This is a genomic window from Burkholderia sp. BC1, from assembly GCF_052683555.1.
Genome location: NZ_JBQYLP010000029.1, coordinates 1 through 13,742, shown reverse-complemented (window position 1 = coordinate 13,742; position 13,742 = coordinate 1). Strand labels below are relative to the sequence as shown.

Here is a 13,742-nt window from a genome sequence, read left to right as displayed (position 1 = left end):
CCACCTATTTGGAGGTGGACACCTATGACTGGCAAAGACTCAGAGTTGAAAGTAGTTCGTCAAAGCCGCGACGGGCGCCGTCGCTATGACGAGGGAGGCAAGCGCGTACTGATCGAGGCCGCGTTGCGACCAGGTGCGTCGGTCGCCCGTTTGGCACAGGAGCATGGGATCAACGCTAACCTGCTGCGCAAATGGATCGCGAAGTATCTGATGGAGCGCGAGAAAGGCATCCCATTTGCATCGCAGGAAACGCGCGCCGACGAGCGCGATCTACCGTCATCTGCCATCGACGCAATTGCCAACGAAGACTTCCGTCGTTGCGTGGATGACGGTTCGACCGACGTTGCAGGCTCACGTAAGCACTTGCTGTGCGCACCGTCTACTTCTGCATTTGTGCCGGTCGTTTCAACGTCATCGGTGCCGCCGTTACCACTCGTGTTGACTGCAACTGCGCCGATCACGCTTTCGCTGCATGTGCGACTGTCGAATGGCGTGGAGCTTGATCTCAGTGCAGCGAGCATCGACGAACTGAGCACCGTGGTCCAGATGTTCGGGAGGATGCCGTGTTCCGGTTCGACGAAAATCTGAAGGTGTACCTGTACCGCGATCCCGTCGATTTCCGGTACGGAATGAACAGTCTGTCGATTCTCGTCGAACAGGCGATGCGCCTGAATCCCATGGATTCCTCGCTCTACGTTTTTACCAACCGGAGATGCGATCGCGTCAAGATCCTGGGCTGGCAGGACAACGGTTTCTGGCTCATGCTCAAGAGACTCGAGGCCAATGATCGCTTCGTCTGGCCTGATGACAATAGCGAGGTCGTGGCACTGACCGTCGAACTGCTGCACTGGCTTCTCGGGGGTGTCGACATCGCTGCGCTCCAGCGTCATCCGAGGCGACATTATGCGCGTGTGAGCTGAACATGTCGTCGGCATACTGGTCTAAGCGGTATGCCGATCAACGTGACCATCGACGCTGACGAACTCAGGATGCTCCTCGCGATGCGCGAGGAGCATGACGCCCTTCAGTCAGAGCGCGACGGGTTACGCAGCGCACTGCGTCTCGTGACTGCGGAGCGCGACCTGGCTGAGGAACGACTGCGCGCTTACCGGCGCGAGCTGTTCGGCGCGAAGAGCGAAGCTCGCGCATCGGATCAGCCGGGTCTGTTCAATGAAGCCGAAGTGCTCGGCACGAACGCAACACCGGCGCAGGAAGATACTCCCGAAACCAGAATCGCCGCGCACACGCGCAAGAAGCGCGGTCATCGCAAACCGCTCGATCCCAACTTGCCGCGCGAAGTCGTTCGGCACGAACTTCCCGAAGGCGAACGCTTCTGCAACCACGACGGCCATGCGCTCGTCGAGATCGGTGTCGAAACGAGCGAGCAGCTCGACGTGATCCCCGAACAGCTTCGCGTCATCCAGCACCAGCGCGTCAAGTATGCCTGCCCGTGCTGCGATCTTGGCATCAAGGTCACGCCGGCACCGCTGCGCATCATCCCGCGTGGACTCCTCACGGAATCGGCGCTCGCGTGGGTCGCCTCCGGCAAGTATCAGTTTGGCATGCCGATCTATCGCCAGGCGGTCCTGCTGCGACGCTTCGGTGGCGACATCTCATCGAACACGCTCGCCGCGAGCATGGTACGCGTCGGTCTCGCAACGCAGCCCGTTATCAACCTGATGCGCGACGCGTTGCTCGATGCTGACGTGATCTACTGCGACGAGACGACGTTCCAGGTCCTGAAGGAAGAAGGGCGCAAGCCGCAAACGAAAAGCTATCTCTGGGCGCAAATGACCGGATCGGGAACTCCCATCCGCTGTTTCGCCTATACGGCTGGTCGCGGCGCGAAGCTGGCCGACAAACTGTTCACCGGCATTCGCAAGGGTGCGGTTCTGATGACTGACGGATACGAGCCCTACAACGGCATCGCTGAACAGTATCAGCTCGTGCATCTCGGATGCTGGGCTCACGCGAGACGGTATCTGGTCAAGGCCGAAGATAACGTGCCGAAGGCCGCACGCTCGTCCAACCTGCTCGCGACGCGCTTCATCAAACTGATCGGCAAGCTGTTCGCGGCGGAGGCGCACAGTGAAACGTGGGCGGCTGAACGACGACAGCGATTGCGACGACGATACAGTGCACGCGTGCTCGATGCCATCGAAACGCTGATGCTTGAACAGTTACCCGGCGTCGTGCCTCAAAGTTTGCTCGGTAAGGCCCTGACCTATCTGCATGGGCAGTGGCCCAAGCTGATCCGATACATCGAGAACGGCAACTGGCCCATATCGAACAATCCCTGCGAAAATTCCATTCGCCCGTTTGTCGTCGCGCGCAAAAGCTTCCTGTTTGCCGATACAGTTGCTGGCGCACATGCGAGTGCGAATCTTTATTCGCTGGTCGAGTCAGCAAAAGCCAACGGCATCGATCCGTATCGCTATCTCACCTGGCTGTTCCAGCGGTTGCCTCTGGCAAAGACGGTCGACGACTACGACGCGCTGCTTCCCTGGAAGCTGCCGGCCAACCTACGCTGATCCGCGTTCCCACCACATGTCACACGCTCCGTCACCTGAATTGAGGGGCGTCGCTGATGGACCGCATACATTGCATTGCGCTGCGCGTACCCGGGGTCCGCTATGGTGATGGTGGCGTCAAGTGCCGCTACTTTGAGGATGCGAAATTCGAATTCGCCCTGGATAGCGTTTTGATGAGACAACGACAGGAGGCATTGTTCGCCTCCTGAGTCCATGTCAATGCTCGGTGCGTTTGAGGTCGCGGTAGAAATTCTCGTGCGGGCCAACCATCAGCAACTTGAGCGTGTTCTCATCCAGAATGCGGTAGGCAAGCAGGCACAGCAGGTTGCCCATGCGGAACTTGTAAACCTGCACGCCAGCCAGATCGCCGACTTTGGTTTCACCGGCTTCCGGCTGGCCGACAATGGTTCGAACTGCCTCGTCAAGCGCGGCTTTTTGCTGCTTGTGCAGCTTTTTAACGGCGCGCTCGAAGGTCGGTGTGACAAGGACGCGCATCAGCCGAACTGGTACTCACCCACGGGTTCTTCCTGGTCAGCGATCAGGATGTCGCGGATGACGCTGAACGGAAGATCGGGGTTTTCTGCGGCGATCTTGCCGATCTGAGACCAGTATTCGATTTGCTTGGGCACCGAGCGGTGCTCGATGGTGCCATAGCGCTTGGCGGTCTCAACCAAGGCTTCGGGCAGTTTGACATTGATGGCCATACGAACCTCCTTTGAATGGGTCTATGATAGCCCATAAGGGACCAAAATGGAACATGTACTGTCAGTCGGCCAGGGCCTCTTCGACAATCTCGCAGTGAATCACAAAGCCCGTCAGGTAAGGCAAGCCCTTGGGAATCCCGTGCTGCTTGCTGGTCAGGCGACCGATGCTCCAGCCCATCCAGCGTTGGGTGGCGGCGTGGATCGCCTCCTGCAGATTGGCGCCGGCGTGCAGACCGTTGAGCACATCGTCGGCAAAGTGGCGGCCATGGCGGCTGTCCAGGAAGGCGCGCACCGAGTCCAATGGTTGGTAGGTCGCGTCCGAGATCGCCGTCATCGCTATTGGCCAGGCGGCTTCGGCGTGCTCGCCGAGGGTCCCAAATAAGCCCCACGACTCATTTTGAGTTGCAGGAATTTTTGCTTGCTGGGTGGTGGTCATCGTCGGCTCCGTGTCTGTGTTGGCGATGACTCCATTGACGCGCTGTAGGGCATGGAAGCCAAGGCTTTCTCGATCATTTTTTTGAGAGCGTGATCATTTTGCGACGCTGGCCAGTTCGGCTTGGGCGTTGGCGATCAGGTCCAGGCGCAGGTTGGGCGTGATGTTGCAGGCCAGGGCGTTGAGCGCCCAGTTCATCACCTGTGATTTGTCGTGCGGCGTCTCGGCCGTGTCGAGCCGCTCGATGTAGTGGTCCAACTCGCGCAAACTGCGCTCCAGGGTGGACCGGGCGGTGAGCAAGGCGTCTTTGGCCTTTTGCTCGGTCATCTGGCGCATGAGGGTGTCGAGGTCGAGGGTCATGGTGGGGCTCCTTCAATCGTTGGGCGATGACCCCATTGACGCGCTGTTGCGATGCAAAGCCAAGGCTTTGATGGAAGAAGATGAACAGCGTGGCGGCAGAGCCACTAACCCAGCCGGGCCGCGTAGCGGGCGTAGTCGCCGCCAGACGGGTCGACATAGAGGTACGGGCGTCCGGGTGCGTGAACTTCCACGCACAAACGTCCCTGGCCAACATAACCACCCTTGCCGGCCAGCCAGTCGCGCGAGACCAGCAGGTTGGCGGCAAAGCCATCGAACTCCTCGGGCGTCATGGTCCGGGTCTCGGTGACGTAGACGAGGTAGTCGCCGCTGGCGCTCATGTCCTTGAGGTTCTCGGGCTTGCGCGCAAACGGCAGTCGGATCCCGAGTTGCTCGACTTGAATGTCCTGGCCCTCCCACTGGAGAGTCAGCGGGGTGCGTTCAATGGTGATGGACATGCTGGGCATGACGGGCCTTTCTGGTTTGATTGAAGACTTGGTTGGTTGATTGGTACTTGGGGCTCACGGCCTTGGCCTGCAAGGCTTCGACGCCCGCCAGTGCGAGGGTCAGCACGGCGTTGTGAAACGCCGCTTCGGTCAAACAGGGCGCGAGCCGCGCGTCTTCGAGCAGGCGGTCGATGCTTGGTGCCACCTTGGCCCGCATCGCGGCGCACACCGCCTCCTGGCGCGCCGGGCTGGCGCTGCGGATTTCGGGGCAGAGGCTGATCAGGGTGCGAAACGCCTGGTCGGCCAGGCGCTGCCCCAGTTCATCAATCCGCGCCAAGTTGGGACGGGCGTTCATGGGGCCTCCGATTCAGTGGTGGTGGCGGTAGCGGTGCCTGCGGACGCGGACTCGATGCGGTACACCCGCTGACCGTCGGCATCCTTAGCTGATGTGATGGTCAGCCCCAGGCGTTTCTTGAGCGTGCCGGCCAGGGTGCCGCGCACGGTGTGCTGCTGCCACCCCGTGGCCTCCATGATCTGCGCGATGGTGGCGCCCTCGGGGCGTTGCAGCAGGCCAATGACCAGGGCCTGTTTGCTGTCGGCGCGGGTGCGAACCGGCTTGCCCTTGGCGGGCTGCTGCCAACTGGCCTCTGCACTGGCGACATCGGCCTCCAGTTCCGGATCGTCCAGCGTGATGGTCGGTGGCAAGGCGCCCGGTCGGGGCAGGCCCAAGGCGTCGTAGCCCTCGGCAGCCACCACCCAGTCATCGCCGTCAGGCGTGATCAGGGCGCGTTTGAATAAGCTTTCGAGCACTTTGGCGCGAGCGCCGCCCTTGATGTGCTCGGGGAACCAGGCGATCTTGCCGCCGCTGTGTTGTACGGCGTGCTCCAGGATGGCCTGCTGGTTGAGGTTGAGTGCGGTGGTCATGGCGCCCTCACGCTTGCAGGGCAGCGGCGCTGCCGTTGCCGCTGATTCGATTGGCTGCGGTGGCCTTGTGCGTGCGCTGCACGGCCTGCTTCGGGCTTCCACCGGGTGCGTGCAGCCCGGCGTCAAACGCGGCTTGCAAGGCGCTTTTGACACCCCAGACGCTGACGTCGTGGAAGTCCAGGGTGTCGCGGTGGCGGGTTTGCAGGGTTTCGATGAACAGGTGGTCCAGGGCAATCGATTCGAGCAAAAGCTCGATCTCGTCGGGGGAGAGGGCGGTGGGTTGCTTGGGCTTGGCCATGTGGGGCTCCTTGGTGGGTTGCTTGTCAATCGACATCCGCATTCACGCGCTGTGCGCCACAGAAGCCAAGCTCTTTCTTATCCCGGGTGATTCACTCGCCTTTGCCTGACCCATACCTCGAGGAGGCCACCCACTTGCACTGAGTAGATCAACACCATGGGACTGTCCATTCGCGCCTACGCGCGCCACCGCGGCGTGTCGCACGTGGCCGTCAAGAAGGCCATCGACACCGGGCGCATCAGCCAGTTGCCGGACGGCACCATCGATCCGGTGGTGGCCGATGCCCAGTGGGCAGCCAACACCACGCCGACGCGGCGGTCGGTGGCAGATGTCGCCAGTGACAAGCCGGCTCCGCAGGTTTCCGCAGCCACCCGTGAGATTCCCCAGACTTCCACCAAGGTGGTGCGGGATACCCCAGAGCCGCCCACCCCGGTGCTGTCGAGTGGAGGCACTTCGCTGCTGCAGGCCCGCACCGTCAACGAGGTGGTCAAGGCGCAAACGAACAAAGTGCGCCTGGCCCGATTGAAGGGCGAACTGGTCGATCGGTCACAGGCCGTGGCCCATGTGTTCAAGCTGGCCCGTGCTGAGCGCGATGCCTGGCTCAACTGGCCGGCACGCATTTCGTCACAGATGGCCGCCGGACTCGGTGTCGATCCGCATGCCTTGCATGTGGCGCTGGACACCGCCGTGCGTCAGCAACTGCAGGACCTGGGCGACCTGCAGCCGAAAGTGGACTGATCAGTGGATTGATGATGGAAGAGCTTTACTACGAAGGCTGGGACGCCATCGAGCGTGCCTGGCGCGAAGGCATCACACCCGATCCACAACTGACCGTGTCCGAATGGGCCGACAAGCACCGGGTGCTCTCCAGTAAGGCCGCCTCCGAACCAGGACGCTGGCGCACCAGCCGCACGCCCTACCTGCGCGAGATCATGGATTGCCTGTCCCCGATGTCTCCGATCGAGCGGGTGGTGTTCATGAAAGGCGCCCAAGTGGGCGGCACCGAATTGGGTCTGAACTGGGTGGGCTACGTGATCCACCACGCCCCGGGCCCGATGATGGCGGTGTGGCCCACGGTGGAGATGGCCAAGCGGGCCTCCAAGCAGCGCATCGACGCGTTGATCGAGGAGAGTCCCGCCATCCAGGAGCGCATCGCTCCGGCGCGCAGCCGTGATTCGGGCAACACGATTCTCGCCAAGGAGTTCCACGGTGGAGTGCTGGTGATGACTGGTGCCAACAGCGCGGTGGGATTGCGAAGCATGCCGGTGCGCTATCTGTTCCTCGATGAGGTCGATGGCTACCCGCTGGATGTGGAAGGCGAAGGCGATGCGATCTCGCTGGCCGAAGCGCGTACCCGCACCTTTGCACGGCGCAAGATCCTGATCGTCTCGACGCCGACGATTGCCGGGGCCAGTGCGGTGGAGCGCGAGTTCGAATCGTCGGACCAGCGCCGCTACTTCGTGCCGTGCCCGCATTGCGACCACCGCCAGTGGCTGCGGTTTGAGCAGCTGCGCTGGGAGCGAGGCCACCCGGAAACGGCGGCCTACATCTGCGAATCCTGCAGCCAGCCGATTGCCGAGCACCACAAAACATGGATGCTGGAGAACGGTCAGTGGCAGGCCTGCGCGCCAGAACAAGCTGGGCGCACCGCTGGGTTCCACCTCTCCAGTCTCTACAGCCCGGTGGGCTGGCGCAGCTGGATCGAGATCGCGCGGGCCTGGGAGTCGGCTGCCATGTCTGACAGCCGATCAGCCTCAGCCATCAAGACCTTCAAGAACACCGAACTGGGTGAGACCTGGGTCGAAGAGGGCGAGGCACCCGACTGGCAACGATTGCTGGAGCGTCGCGAGGACTACCGTATCGGCACCGTACCCGCGGGTGGCCTGATGCTCACTGCCGGTGCCGACGTGCAGAAGGACCGCATCGAAGTCTCTGTCTGGGCCTTCGGGCGTGGCAAAGCCGCGTGGCTGGTGGAGCACCGGATCTTGATGGGTGACACCGCTCGCACCGAGGTCTGGTCGGCTCTGAACAAGCTTATGGGTGAGACCTGGACCCACAGCAGCGGATGCCAGTTGAGCCTGGCGCGACTGGCGCTGGACACCGGCTACGCCACCCAGGAGGCCTATGCCTTCGTGCGCGGTGTGCGCGATGCCCGGCTCATGCCGATCAAAGGGATTGCCGGGGGTGCCGCACTGATTGGTACCCCTACGGCGGTGGACGCCACAGCCAATGGCAAGAAGCTGCGCCGGGGCATCAAGGTGTTCCCGGTGGCTGGCGGCATTGCCAAGCTGGAGTTCTACAACAACCTGAGGAAGAGCGCCGAGGTGGCCGAAGACGGCATCACGCCGATCTACCCGGCCGGATTCGTACACCTGCCCAAGGTCGATGCCGAATACTTGCAACAGCTCTGTGCCGAGCAGCTGATCACCCGGCGCGACCGCAACGGCTTTGCCCACCGCGAGTGGCAAAAGATGCGCGAGCGCAATGAGGCACTCGACTGCTATGTCTACGCCCGGGCGGCGGCTGCGGCGGCAGGACTGGACCGGTTCGAAGACCGGCACTGGCAAGAACTCGAAAAACAACTCGGCTCCGACCCACCAGTCGTTGCCAAACAAATCACAACCCCCGAGGCCACCCGAGAACAGCAGTTCGACGGTGGCCTCGTTACTTCTGGCAGTGCCAAACCCAACCCGCGCCGGGTGGTACGCAGCAAATGGATGAATTGAGGATGACGTGAACACGACCTACACACCAGAACACCTGCAGGCCCTGCGTGAAGCCCTGGCCAGCGGCGAGCACCGCGTGACCTACGAAGGCAAAAGCATCGAGTACCGCAGCGTGGCCGATCTGAAGGCTGCGATTGCAGAGGTCGAAGCCACCATGGCTCGTGAATCCGGCGCACCAAAATCGCGCCAGATCCGTGTCACCACGAGCAAGGCACTCTGATGGCCTGGCTCAAAAGTCTGCGTCGCCGCATGTTCGGTGGCACGCCGGTCTATGACGGCACCGGCGGCGGGCGGCGCGCCCTGGCCTGGATGCCCAGCAACCCAGGCGCCGTAGCAGCCCTGTCGCTGGCCCAAGACGAACTGCGCGCCAAGAGCCGTGACCTGGTGCGGCGCAACGCTTGGGCTGCCGCCGGCATCGAAGCCTTTGTGGCCAACGCGATCGGTACTGGCATCAAGCCGCAGAGCATGGTGCAAGACCAGGCTACGCGAGAAGCCATCCACAGCCTCTGGTGGGACTGGTGCGAGCAGGCCGATGCAGCAGGGCTGACCGACCTCTACGGCCTACAGGCACTGGCCACTCGCGCCATGCTCGAAGGCGGTGAAGCCCTGGTCCGGCTGCGTTACCGCCGCACAGAAGATGGTCTGCCGGTGGCGCTCCAGATCCAGGTGCTGGAAGCAGAGCACCTGCCAACAACCATGAACCGCGATCTACCCGGTGGCAACGTCATCCGCTCCGGCATTGAGTTCGACCGGCTGGGTCGCCGGGTGGCTTATCACCTGTATCGCTCGCACCCCAACGATGGACTGCTGGCACCGATGTCCAGCAGTGCCGGCGGCGGTGGCATGGACACGGTGCGGGTGGATGCGAGTGAAGTCATCCACCTGTTTCGCCCCTTGCGTCCCGGCCAGATCCGGGGCGAGCCGTGGTTGACCAGGGCGCTCGTGAAGCTCAACGAGCTGGACCAGTACGACGACGCCGAGCTGGTCCGCAAGAAAACCGCCGCCATGTTCGCTGGCTTCATCACCCGCATGGCGCCCGAAGACAACCTGATGGGTGAGTCGGCGGCCGATGGCAACGGGGTGGCGCTCGCGGGCATGGAGCCAGGCACGCTGCAGATCCTGGAGCCAGGCGAGGACATCAAGTTCTCGGCCCCTGCCGATGTGGGATCGTCGTATGCCGAGTTCATGCGCCAGCAGTTCCGCGCGGTGGCCGCTGCCATGGGTATCACCTACGAGATGCTCACGGGTGACCTCACGCAAGTGAATTACTCCTCCATTCGTGCTGGCCTGCTGGAGTTTCGCCGCCGCTGTGAAGCCCTGCAGCACGGTGTGATCGTGCACCAACTGTGTCGCCCGATCTGGCGGGCCTGGATGGACCAGGCAGTGCTGGAAGGGGCACTGGACTTGCCTGGTTACCGAAAAGAGAAGCGGCAGTACCAGGCCGCCAAGTGGATTCCACAGGGTTGGAGCTGGGTCGATCCGCAAAAGGAATACAACGCCATGAAGCTCGCTATTCGTGCCGGCCTCATGAGCCGATCCGAGGCCATCTCCGGCAACGGCTACGACGCCGAAGACGTGGACCGTGAGATCGCAGCCGATAACGCCCGGGCCGATGCACTGGGCTTGGTCTTTGACTCCGATGCCCGGCATGACCAAGCGCTGGCTGCAGTGTCGACAGAGCCAAGCGATCCACAGACTGCTGAGTCTGGCGGTGCGTCACCCAACAACCAGGACCCCCAACCATGACTTACCTTGCCTCCCGCCTGTTCGGGACGCCCCTCCTGATTCACCGACCCAAGCTGGACGTGATTCTCTCCGTGGTCGGGCAGCGCATCGGCATGGCCGATGTCCCCACGCTGCCTTCCATGGACATGGCCTTTTACCAACGGCCGCCTGCAGCCGCAACCCCCGACGGCATCGCAGTGATACCGATCCACGGCTCGCTGGTCAAGCGCTCGCTGGGCATGGAAGCCGCCTCAGGCCTGACGTCCTACGGCGAGATCGCCGCGATGTTGGATGCCGCCTTGGCTGATCCCCATGTCAGCGGCATCTTGCTCGACGTCGACTCCCCGGGCGGCGAAGCCTCGGGCAGTTTCGAGTTGGCCCGCCGTGTGCGCGAGGTGGCAGCCATGAAACCCGTCTGGGCGGTGGCCAACGATGCCGCGTATTCAGCGGCCTATGCGATTGCCGCCAGTGCCCAGCGCCTGTTCGTAACCGAAACCGGTGGGGTCGGCTCGATCGGCGTCATCGCCTTGCATGTCGACCAATCGGTCAAGGATGCCAAGGACGGCTATCGGTTTACGGCCATCACGGCGGGCGCCCACAAGAACGACTACTCACCTCACGAGCCCTTATCGGATACCGCCAAGACCGAGCTGCAAGGCGAAGTGGATCGGCTGTATTCCATCTTCACCGAGCACGTGGCTGCGATGCGAGGCCTGGACGTTGATGCCGTGCGCGCAACCGAGGCTGGACTCTTCTTCGGCAGCAATGCTGTGGCCCAAGGACTGGCGGATGGACTCCAGACGTTGGAGGCCACCCTCAGCGAATTCCACTCGTATCTCAACGCCCGTAACCATCCGCCGTCTCAGGTGCGGGGCGTCATCCGTGCTGAGGCGGCACCCTTGAAGAAGGAAATGACCATGAATGAAGAAGAGAAAGTGATCGAGCCTAACGACACCATCAGCACCGACGAAGCTGCCGTGCTGGTGGCTGAAGCCCGCCGAGAGGTGACTCAGGCTGCCCAGGCCATCGCCGAGGTTTGTCTGCTGGCCGGCTGCCCCGACCGCGCGGCCGAGTTCATCGCCGCCGGCAAGACCGAAGCTGACGTCCGGCGCGTCCTGATTGACGCCCGTGCGGCACGGTCTGAGGCCGATGACATCCGCTCGACCATCACCGTGGATGCTGGCACGCAAAACATCGACCGCCCAGAAGCCTCACCCATAGTGGCCGCCGTCAAAAAACTCACGGCCCAGGCCTGACGCACCGACCCAGAAAGGACTGAACCATGACCCCCATCACCGAACAAAACAACCTCGGCGACCTGTTGAAGTACGAAGCCCCCAACCGCTATTCGCGGGACGTCGCCACCATCGCCGCTGGCCAGAACCTGCCCTTGGGCACGGTACTCGGCCGCAATGCCAGCGATGGCAAGCACTACGCCATCGACCCCGCCGCCACCGACGGCACTGAGGACGCCATCGGGGTGCTGGCCAACGCGATCGATGCCACCAATGCCGACCGCAGCGACGCCATCCTGATCGCCCGCCACGCCATCGTGGCCAAGACCGCGCTGGTCTGGCCGATTTCCCTCACTGGCGCCCAGCGCATGGCCTACGAGCAGCAGCTGGCCGAGCGCGGTGTGCTGGTGCGTGAATCCGCCTGACCTACGTCCTAAACCTGCCCGTCTTTCATCCCCGAACCCGCCTGGCCGTCTGGCTTGCGCGGGTTTCGTCATTTCTGGAGCCTCGAATGAACAACCCGTTTCTGAACCCTGGATTCTCGATGGCCAGCCTCACCGCCGCCATCAACCTCATCCCCAACCGCTATGGCCGCCTGGAGGCTTTGAACCTGTTCCCGGCCAAGCCGGTGCGCACCCGCCAGATCATCGTCGAGGAGTACGCCGGTAAGCTCAACCTGCTGCCCACCAAGCCGCCTGGCTCGCCCGGCACGGTCGGTGAACGTGGCAAACGCAAACTGCGCTCCTTCGTCATTCCGCACATCCCGCACGACGATGTGGTCCTGCCCGAAGAGGTCCAGGGCATCCGTGCCTTCGGCTCCGAGACCGAGATGGAGGCCATCTCCGGCGTGCTCGCTCGTCACCTGGAGACCATGCGCAACAAGCACGCCATCACGCTCGAGCATCTGCGTATGGGTGCATTGAAGGGTGAAATCCTGGATGCCGATGGCAGCGTGATCAGCAACCTCTTCACCGAATTCCAGATCACCCCGCAATCGGTCAACTTCGATCTGGCCAATGCCAACAGCGAGGTGAAGGGCCACTGCTACGACTTGCTGACCAAGATCGAAGACGCCCTGCAGGGTGAATTCATGACCGGCGTGCATGTGCTGTGCTCGCCGGAATTCTTCCGGGCACTGACCACCCACAAGGAGGTCAAGACCGCCTACACCAACTGGCAGCAAGGTACGGTTCTGATCAACGACGTGCGCTCGGGCTTCACCTATGCCGGGGTCACCTTTGAGGAATATCGGGGCCAGGCCGCCTACCTGCAAGCCAATGGGGATCTCGGTACCCGTCGCTTCATTGCCGCAGGCGAGGCCCATGCCTTCCCGCTTGGCACGGTCGACACCTTTGGCACCTACTTTGCCCCGGCCGACTTCAACGAGACGGTCAACACGCTGGGCCAGTCGCTGTACGCCAAGCAGGCTCCTCGCCAGTTCGACCGTGGCACCGACCTGCACACCCAGAGCAACCCGCTGCCCATGTGTCACCGCCCGGGCGTGCTGATCAAGCTGACCGCCTGATCCGATGCAAGTTGCATTTGAGCGGGCGGTCTTGCGCCTGTTCGCCCGGCTGGGGGTGCCCGGCACCTACCGGCTGGCCGATGGTCGCGAGATCGCCACGCGATTCATCGCCAAACAGGCCGATGTGGTCGAGTCCTTCGGCGACACCCGGCTGGTGGTGGCCGCCCACCGCTTCGATGTGATGGCTCGTGACGTGGCATCTCCCCGCGAGGGCGATCGTTTCACCGTTGCCGGCCAGACCTATCAGGTGGTGGGTGACCCCCTGGCTGATCGGGACCGCTTGATCTGGACGCTCACAGGAGCGCCGGTATGAGATTGCAAGCTGCCCTGTCTGGCGACTTGGACCAAATGCTCGCCGACGAAGTGCGCATAGCCGAGCAGGCGGTCACGCATTCCATCCGTGAAGCCACCGATGGCCTCAAGACCGAGTTGCGCAGCCAAATCACCGGTGCTGGCCTGGGCCAGCGCTTGGCCAACACCTGGCGCGGCGAGGTTTACCCAAAAGGCAAACTGAGCATCAAGGCCGCCGGTCTGGTGTACAGCCGGGCGCCCGTCATCGTCGGTGCGCATGACCAGGGGGCCACCATCCGTTCCAAGGATGGATTCTGGCTGGCCATTCCCTTGCCCGCTGCCGGCAAAGGTCCACGCGGCAAACGCATGACCCCCGGTCTTTGGGAAAAGCTGCGTGGCCAGCGCCTGCGTTTCATCTACCGTCGGGGCCAACCCTCCCTTCTCGTCGCAGAAAACCAGCGCGCCCGCCAAGGCCAACGCGGTGGTTTCTCCGCCGCTGCGTATTTCGGTGAACGTGATCAGCGATTTCGGATGAAGGTGATCACCG

At 62.7% G+C, this 13,742-nt stretch carries 20 protein-coding genes; 12 read left to right on the top strand and 8 right to left on the bottom strand.

The window, feature by feature from the left end; genetic code table 11:
- Positions 1-24: 24 nt before the first annotated feature.
- From ACSHSS_RS16095 to tnpC, 3 genes are read left to right on the top strand one after another with little or no spacing between them, the layout of a single operon-like run.
- Positions 25-588, top strand: coding sequence for a transposase (locus ACSHSS_RS16095; protein ID WP_007178953.1), 564 nt, complete (start codon positions 25-27; stop codon positions 586-588).
- Positions 564-920: an IS66 family insertion sequence element accessory protein TnpB gene (tnpB, locus tag ACSHSS_RS16090; protein ID WP_007178952.1), complete on the top strand. Its 357-nt coding sequence runs from the start codon at positions 564-566 to the stop codon at positions 918-920. Before ACSHSS_RS16095 ends, tnpB begins: the two co-directional genes overlap by 25 nt.
- A 30-nt stretch (positions 921-950) precedes the next feature.
- The gene (tnpC, locus tag ACSHSS_RS16085) at positions 951-2,531 is read left to right on the top strand and encodes an IS66 family transposase (RefSeq protein ID WP_060734302.1); all 1,581 of its coding nucleotides are present in this window, start codon (positions 951-953) and stop codon (positions 2,529-2,531) included.
- A 216-nt stretch (positions 2,532-2,747) separates the two neighbouring features.
- Here tnpC and ACSHSS_RS16080 read toward each other — a convergent pair whose 3' ends face one another.
- The 8 genes from ACSHSS_RS16080 to ACSHSS_RS16045 all read right to left on the bottom strand — a co-directional run bounded on the left by ACSHSS_RS16080 (position 2,748) and on the right by ACSHSS_RS16045 (position 5,693).
- Positions 2,748-3,026: a type II toxin-antitoxin system RelE/ParE family toxin gene (locus tag ACSHSS_RS16080; RefSeq protein ID WP_011886398.1), complete on the bottom strand. Its 279-nt coding sequence runs from the start codon at positions 3,024-3,026 to the stop codon at positions 2,748-2,750.
- Entirely contained in the window at positions 3,026-3,235 is a 210-nt protein-coding gene (locus ACSHSS_RS16075) for a TA system antitoxin ParD family protein (protein WP_011886397.1), read from the bottom strand. The genes ACSHSS_RS16080 and ACSHSS_RS16075 overlap by 1 nt, the downstream gene beginning before the upstream one ends.
- A 61-nt stretch (positions 3,236-3,296) precedes the next feature.
- Complete coding sequence (locus tag ACSHSS_RS16070) at positions 3,297-3,671, bottom strand: hypothetical protein (RefSeq protein ID WP_011886396.1); 375 nt, start codon at positions 3,669-3,671, stop codon at positions 3,297-3,299.
- 93 nt (positions 3,672-3,764) lie between these two features.
- On the bottom strand, positions 3,765-4,028 hold the full coding sequence (locus ACSHSS_RS16065) for a hypothetical protein (protein ID WP_011886395.1): 264 nt from the start codon (positions 4,026-4,028) through the stop codon (positions 3,765-3,767).
- Between the two features lie 104 nt (positions 4,029-4,132).
- Entirely contained in the window at positions 4,133-4,492 is a 360-nt protein-coding gene (locus tag ACSHSS_RS16060) for a hypothetical protein (RefSeq protein ID WP_043291588.1), read from the bottom strand.
- Complete coding sequence (locus tag ACSHSS_RS16055; RefSeq protein WP_011886393.1) at positions 4,467-4,826, bottom strand: hypothetical protein; 360 nt, start codon at positions 4,824-4,826, stop codon at positions 4,467-4,469. Before ACSHSS_RS16055 ends, ACSHSS_RS16060 begins: the two co-directional genes overlap by 26 nt.
- Positions 4,823-5,395: a DUF3489 domain-containing protein gene (locus tag ACSHSS_RS16050; RefSeq protein WP_445545222.1), complete on the bottom strand. Its 573-nt coding sequence runs from the start codon at positions 5,393-5,395 to the stop codon at positions 4,823-4,825. Before ACSHSS_RS16050 ends, ACSHSS_RS16055 begins: the two co-directional genes overlap by 4 nt.
- 7 nt (positions 5,396-5,402) lie before the next feature.
- On the bottom strand, positions 5,403-5,693 hold the full coding sequence (locus tag ACSHSS_RS16045) for a DUF6900 domain-containing protein (RefSeq protein ID WP_445545221.1): 291 nt from the start codon (positions 5,691-5,693) through the stop codon (positions 5,403-5,405).
- A gap of 156 nt (positions 5,694-5,849) precedes the next feature.
- On the opposite strand from ACSHSS_RS16045, the gene ACSHSS_RS16040 reads away from it, so the two are divergent.
- The 9 genes from ACSHSS_RS16040 to ACSHSS_RS16000 form a co-directional block, all read left to right on the top strand.
- The gene (locus tag ACSHSS_RS16040) at positions 5,850-6,431 is read left to right on the top strand and encodes an elements of external origin (protein ID WP_445545220.1); all 582 of its coding nucleotides are present in this window, start codon (positions 5,850-5,852) and stop codon (positions 6,429-6,431) included.
- Positions 6,432-6,442: 11 nt separating this feature from the next.
- Entirely contained in the window at positions 6,443-8,419 is a 1,977-nt protein-coding gene (locus tag ACSHSS_RS16035; RefSeq protein WP_445545219.1) for a phage terminase large subunit family protein, read from the top strand.
- 7 nt (positions 8,420-8,426) lie between these two features.
- Positions 8,427-8,639, top strand: coding sequence for a phage head-tail joining protein (locus tag ACSHSS_RS16030; protein WP_150981303.1), 213 nt, complete (start codon positions 8,427-8,429; stop codon positions 8,637-8,639).
- Complete coding sequence (locus ACSHSS_RS16025; protein ID WP_445545218.1) at positions 8,639-10,165, top strand: phage portal protein; 1,527 nt, start codon at positions 8,639-8,641, stop codon at positions 10,163-10,165. The genes ACSHSS_RS16030 and ACSHSS_RS16025 overlap by 1 nt, the downstream gene beginning before the upstream one ends.
- On the top strand, positions 10,162-11,400 hold the full coding sequence (locus tag ACSHSS_RS16020) for a S49 family peptidase (protein ID WP_445545217.1): 1,239 nt from the start codon (positions 10,162-10,164) through the stop codon (positions 11,398-11,400). Before ACSHSS_RS16025 ends, ACSHSS_RS16020 begins: the two co-directional genes overlap by 4 nt.
- A gap of 26 nt (positions 11,401-11,426) precedes the next feature.
- Positions 11,427-11,804 carry a head decoration protein gene (locus tag ACSHSS_RS16015; protein WP_180684513.1) on the top strand — a complete coding sequence of 126 codons (378 nt, stop codon included), beginning with the start codon at positions 11,427-11,429 and terminating at the stop codon, positions 11,802-11,804.
- An 86-nt stretch (positions 11,805-11,890) separates the two neighbouring features.
- A complete protein-coding gene (locus ACSHSS_RS16010; protein ID WP_445545216.1) occupies positions 11,891-12,904 on the top strand; it encodes a major capsid protein in 1,014 nt (337 codons plus the stop codon).
- Positions 12,905-12,908: 4 nt separating this feature from the next.
- Entirely contained in the window at positions 12,909-13,217 is a 309-nt protein-coding gene (locus ACSHSS_RS16005; protein WP_180684512.1) for a head-tail joining protein, read from the top strand.
- Positions 13,214-13,742, top strand: a 529-nt coding sequence (locus tag ACSHSS_RS16000; protein ID WP_445545215.1) for a DUF6441 family protein, incomplete at its 3' end; no start/stop codon positions are given. The genes ACSHSS_RS16005 and ACSHSS_RS16000, both read left to right, overlap by 4 nt.

Bases quoted from the DNA above. Each gene is read 5' to 3' on its own strand.
- ACSHSS_RS16095 (WP_007178953.1), top strand. From the start codon at position 25: ATGACTGGCAAAGACTCAGAGTTGAAAGTAGTTCGTCAAAGCCGCGAC.
- tnpC (WP_060734302.1), top strand. From the start codon at position 951: ATGCCGATCAACGTGACCATCGACGCTGACGAACTCAGGATGCTCCTC.
- ACSHSS_RS16080 (WP_011886398.1), bottom strand. From the start codon at position 3,026: ATGCGCGTCCTTGTCACACCGACCTTCGAGCGCGCCGTTAAAAAGCTG.
- ACSHSS_RS16075 (WP_011886397.1), bottom strand. From the start codon at position 3,235: ATGGCCATCAATGTCAAACTGCCCGAAGCCTTGGTTGAGACCGCCAAG.
- ACSHSS_RS16070 (WP_011886396.1), bottom strand. From the start codon at position 3,671: ATGACCACCACCCAGCAAGCAAAAATTCCTGCAACTCAAAATGAGTCG.
- ACSHSS_RS16065 (WP_011886395.1), bottom strand. From the start codon at position 4,028: ATGACCCTCGACCTCGACACCCTCATGCGCCAGATGACCGAGCAAAAG.
- ACSHSS_RS16060 (WP_043291588.1), bottom strand. From the start codon at position 4,492: ATGCCCAGCATGTCCATCACCATTGAACGCACCCCGCTGACTCTCCAG.
- ACSHSS_RS16055 (WP_011886393.1), bottom strand. From the start codon at position 4,826: ATGAACGCCCGTCCCAACTTGGCGCGGATTGATGAACTGGGGCAGCGC.
- ACSHSS_RS16050 (WP_445545222.1), bottom strand. From the start codon at position 5,395: ATGACCACCGCACTCAACCTCAACCAGCAGGCCATCCTGGAGCACGCC.
- ACSHSS_RS16045 (WP_445545221.1), bottom strand. From the start codon at position 5,693: ATGGCCAAGCCCAAGCAACCCACCGCCCTCTCCCCCGACGAGATCGAG.
- ACSHSS_RS16040 (WP_445545220.1), top strand. From the start codon at position 5,850: ATGGGACTGTCCATTCGCGCCTACGCGCGCCACCGCGGCGTGTCGCAC.
- ACSHSS_RS16035 (WP_445545219.1), top strand. From the start codon at position 6,443: ATGATGGAAGAGCTTTACTACGAAGGCTGGGACGCCATCGAGCGTGCC.
- ACSHSS_RS16025 (WP_445545218.1), top strand. From the start codon at position 8,639: ATGGCCTGGCTCAAAAGTCTGCGTCGCCGCATGTTCGGTGGCACGCCG.
- ACSHSS_RS16020 (WP_445545217.1), top strand. From the start codon at position 10,162: ATGACTTACCTTGCCTCCCGCCTGTTCGGGACGCCCCTCCTGATTCAC.
- ACSHSS_RS16015 (WP_180684513.1), top strand. From the start codon at position 11,427: ATGACCCCCATCACCGAACAAAACAACCTCGGCGACCTGTTGAAGTAC.
- ACSHSS_RS16010 (WP_445545216.1), top strand. From the start codon at position 11,891: ATGAACAACCCGTTTCTGAACCCTGGATTCTCGATGGCCAGCCTCACC.
- ACSHSS_RS16005 (WP_180684512.1), top strand. From the start codon at position 12,909: ATGCAAGTTGCATTTGAGCGGGCGGTCTTGCGCCTGTTCGCCCGGCTG.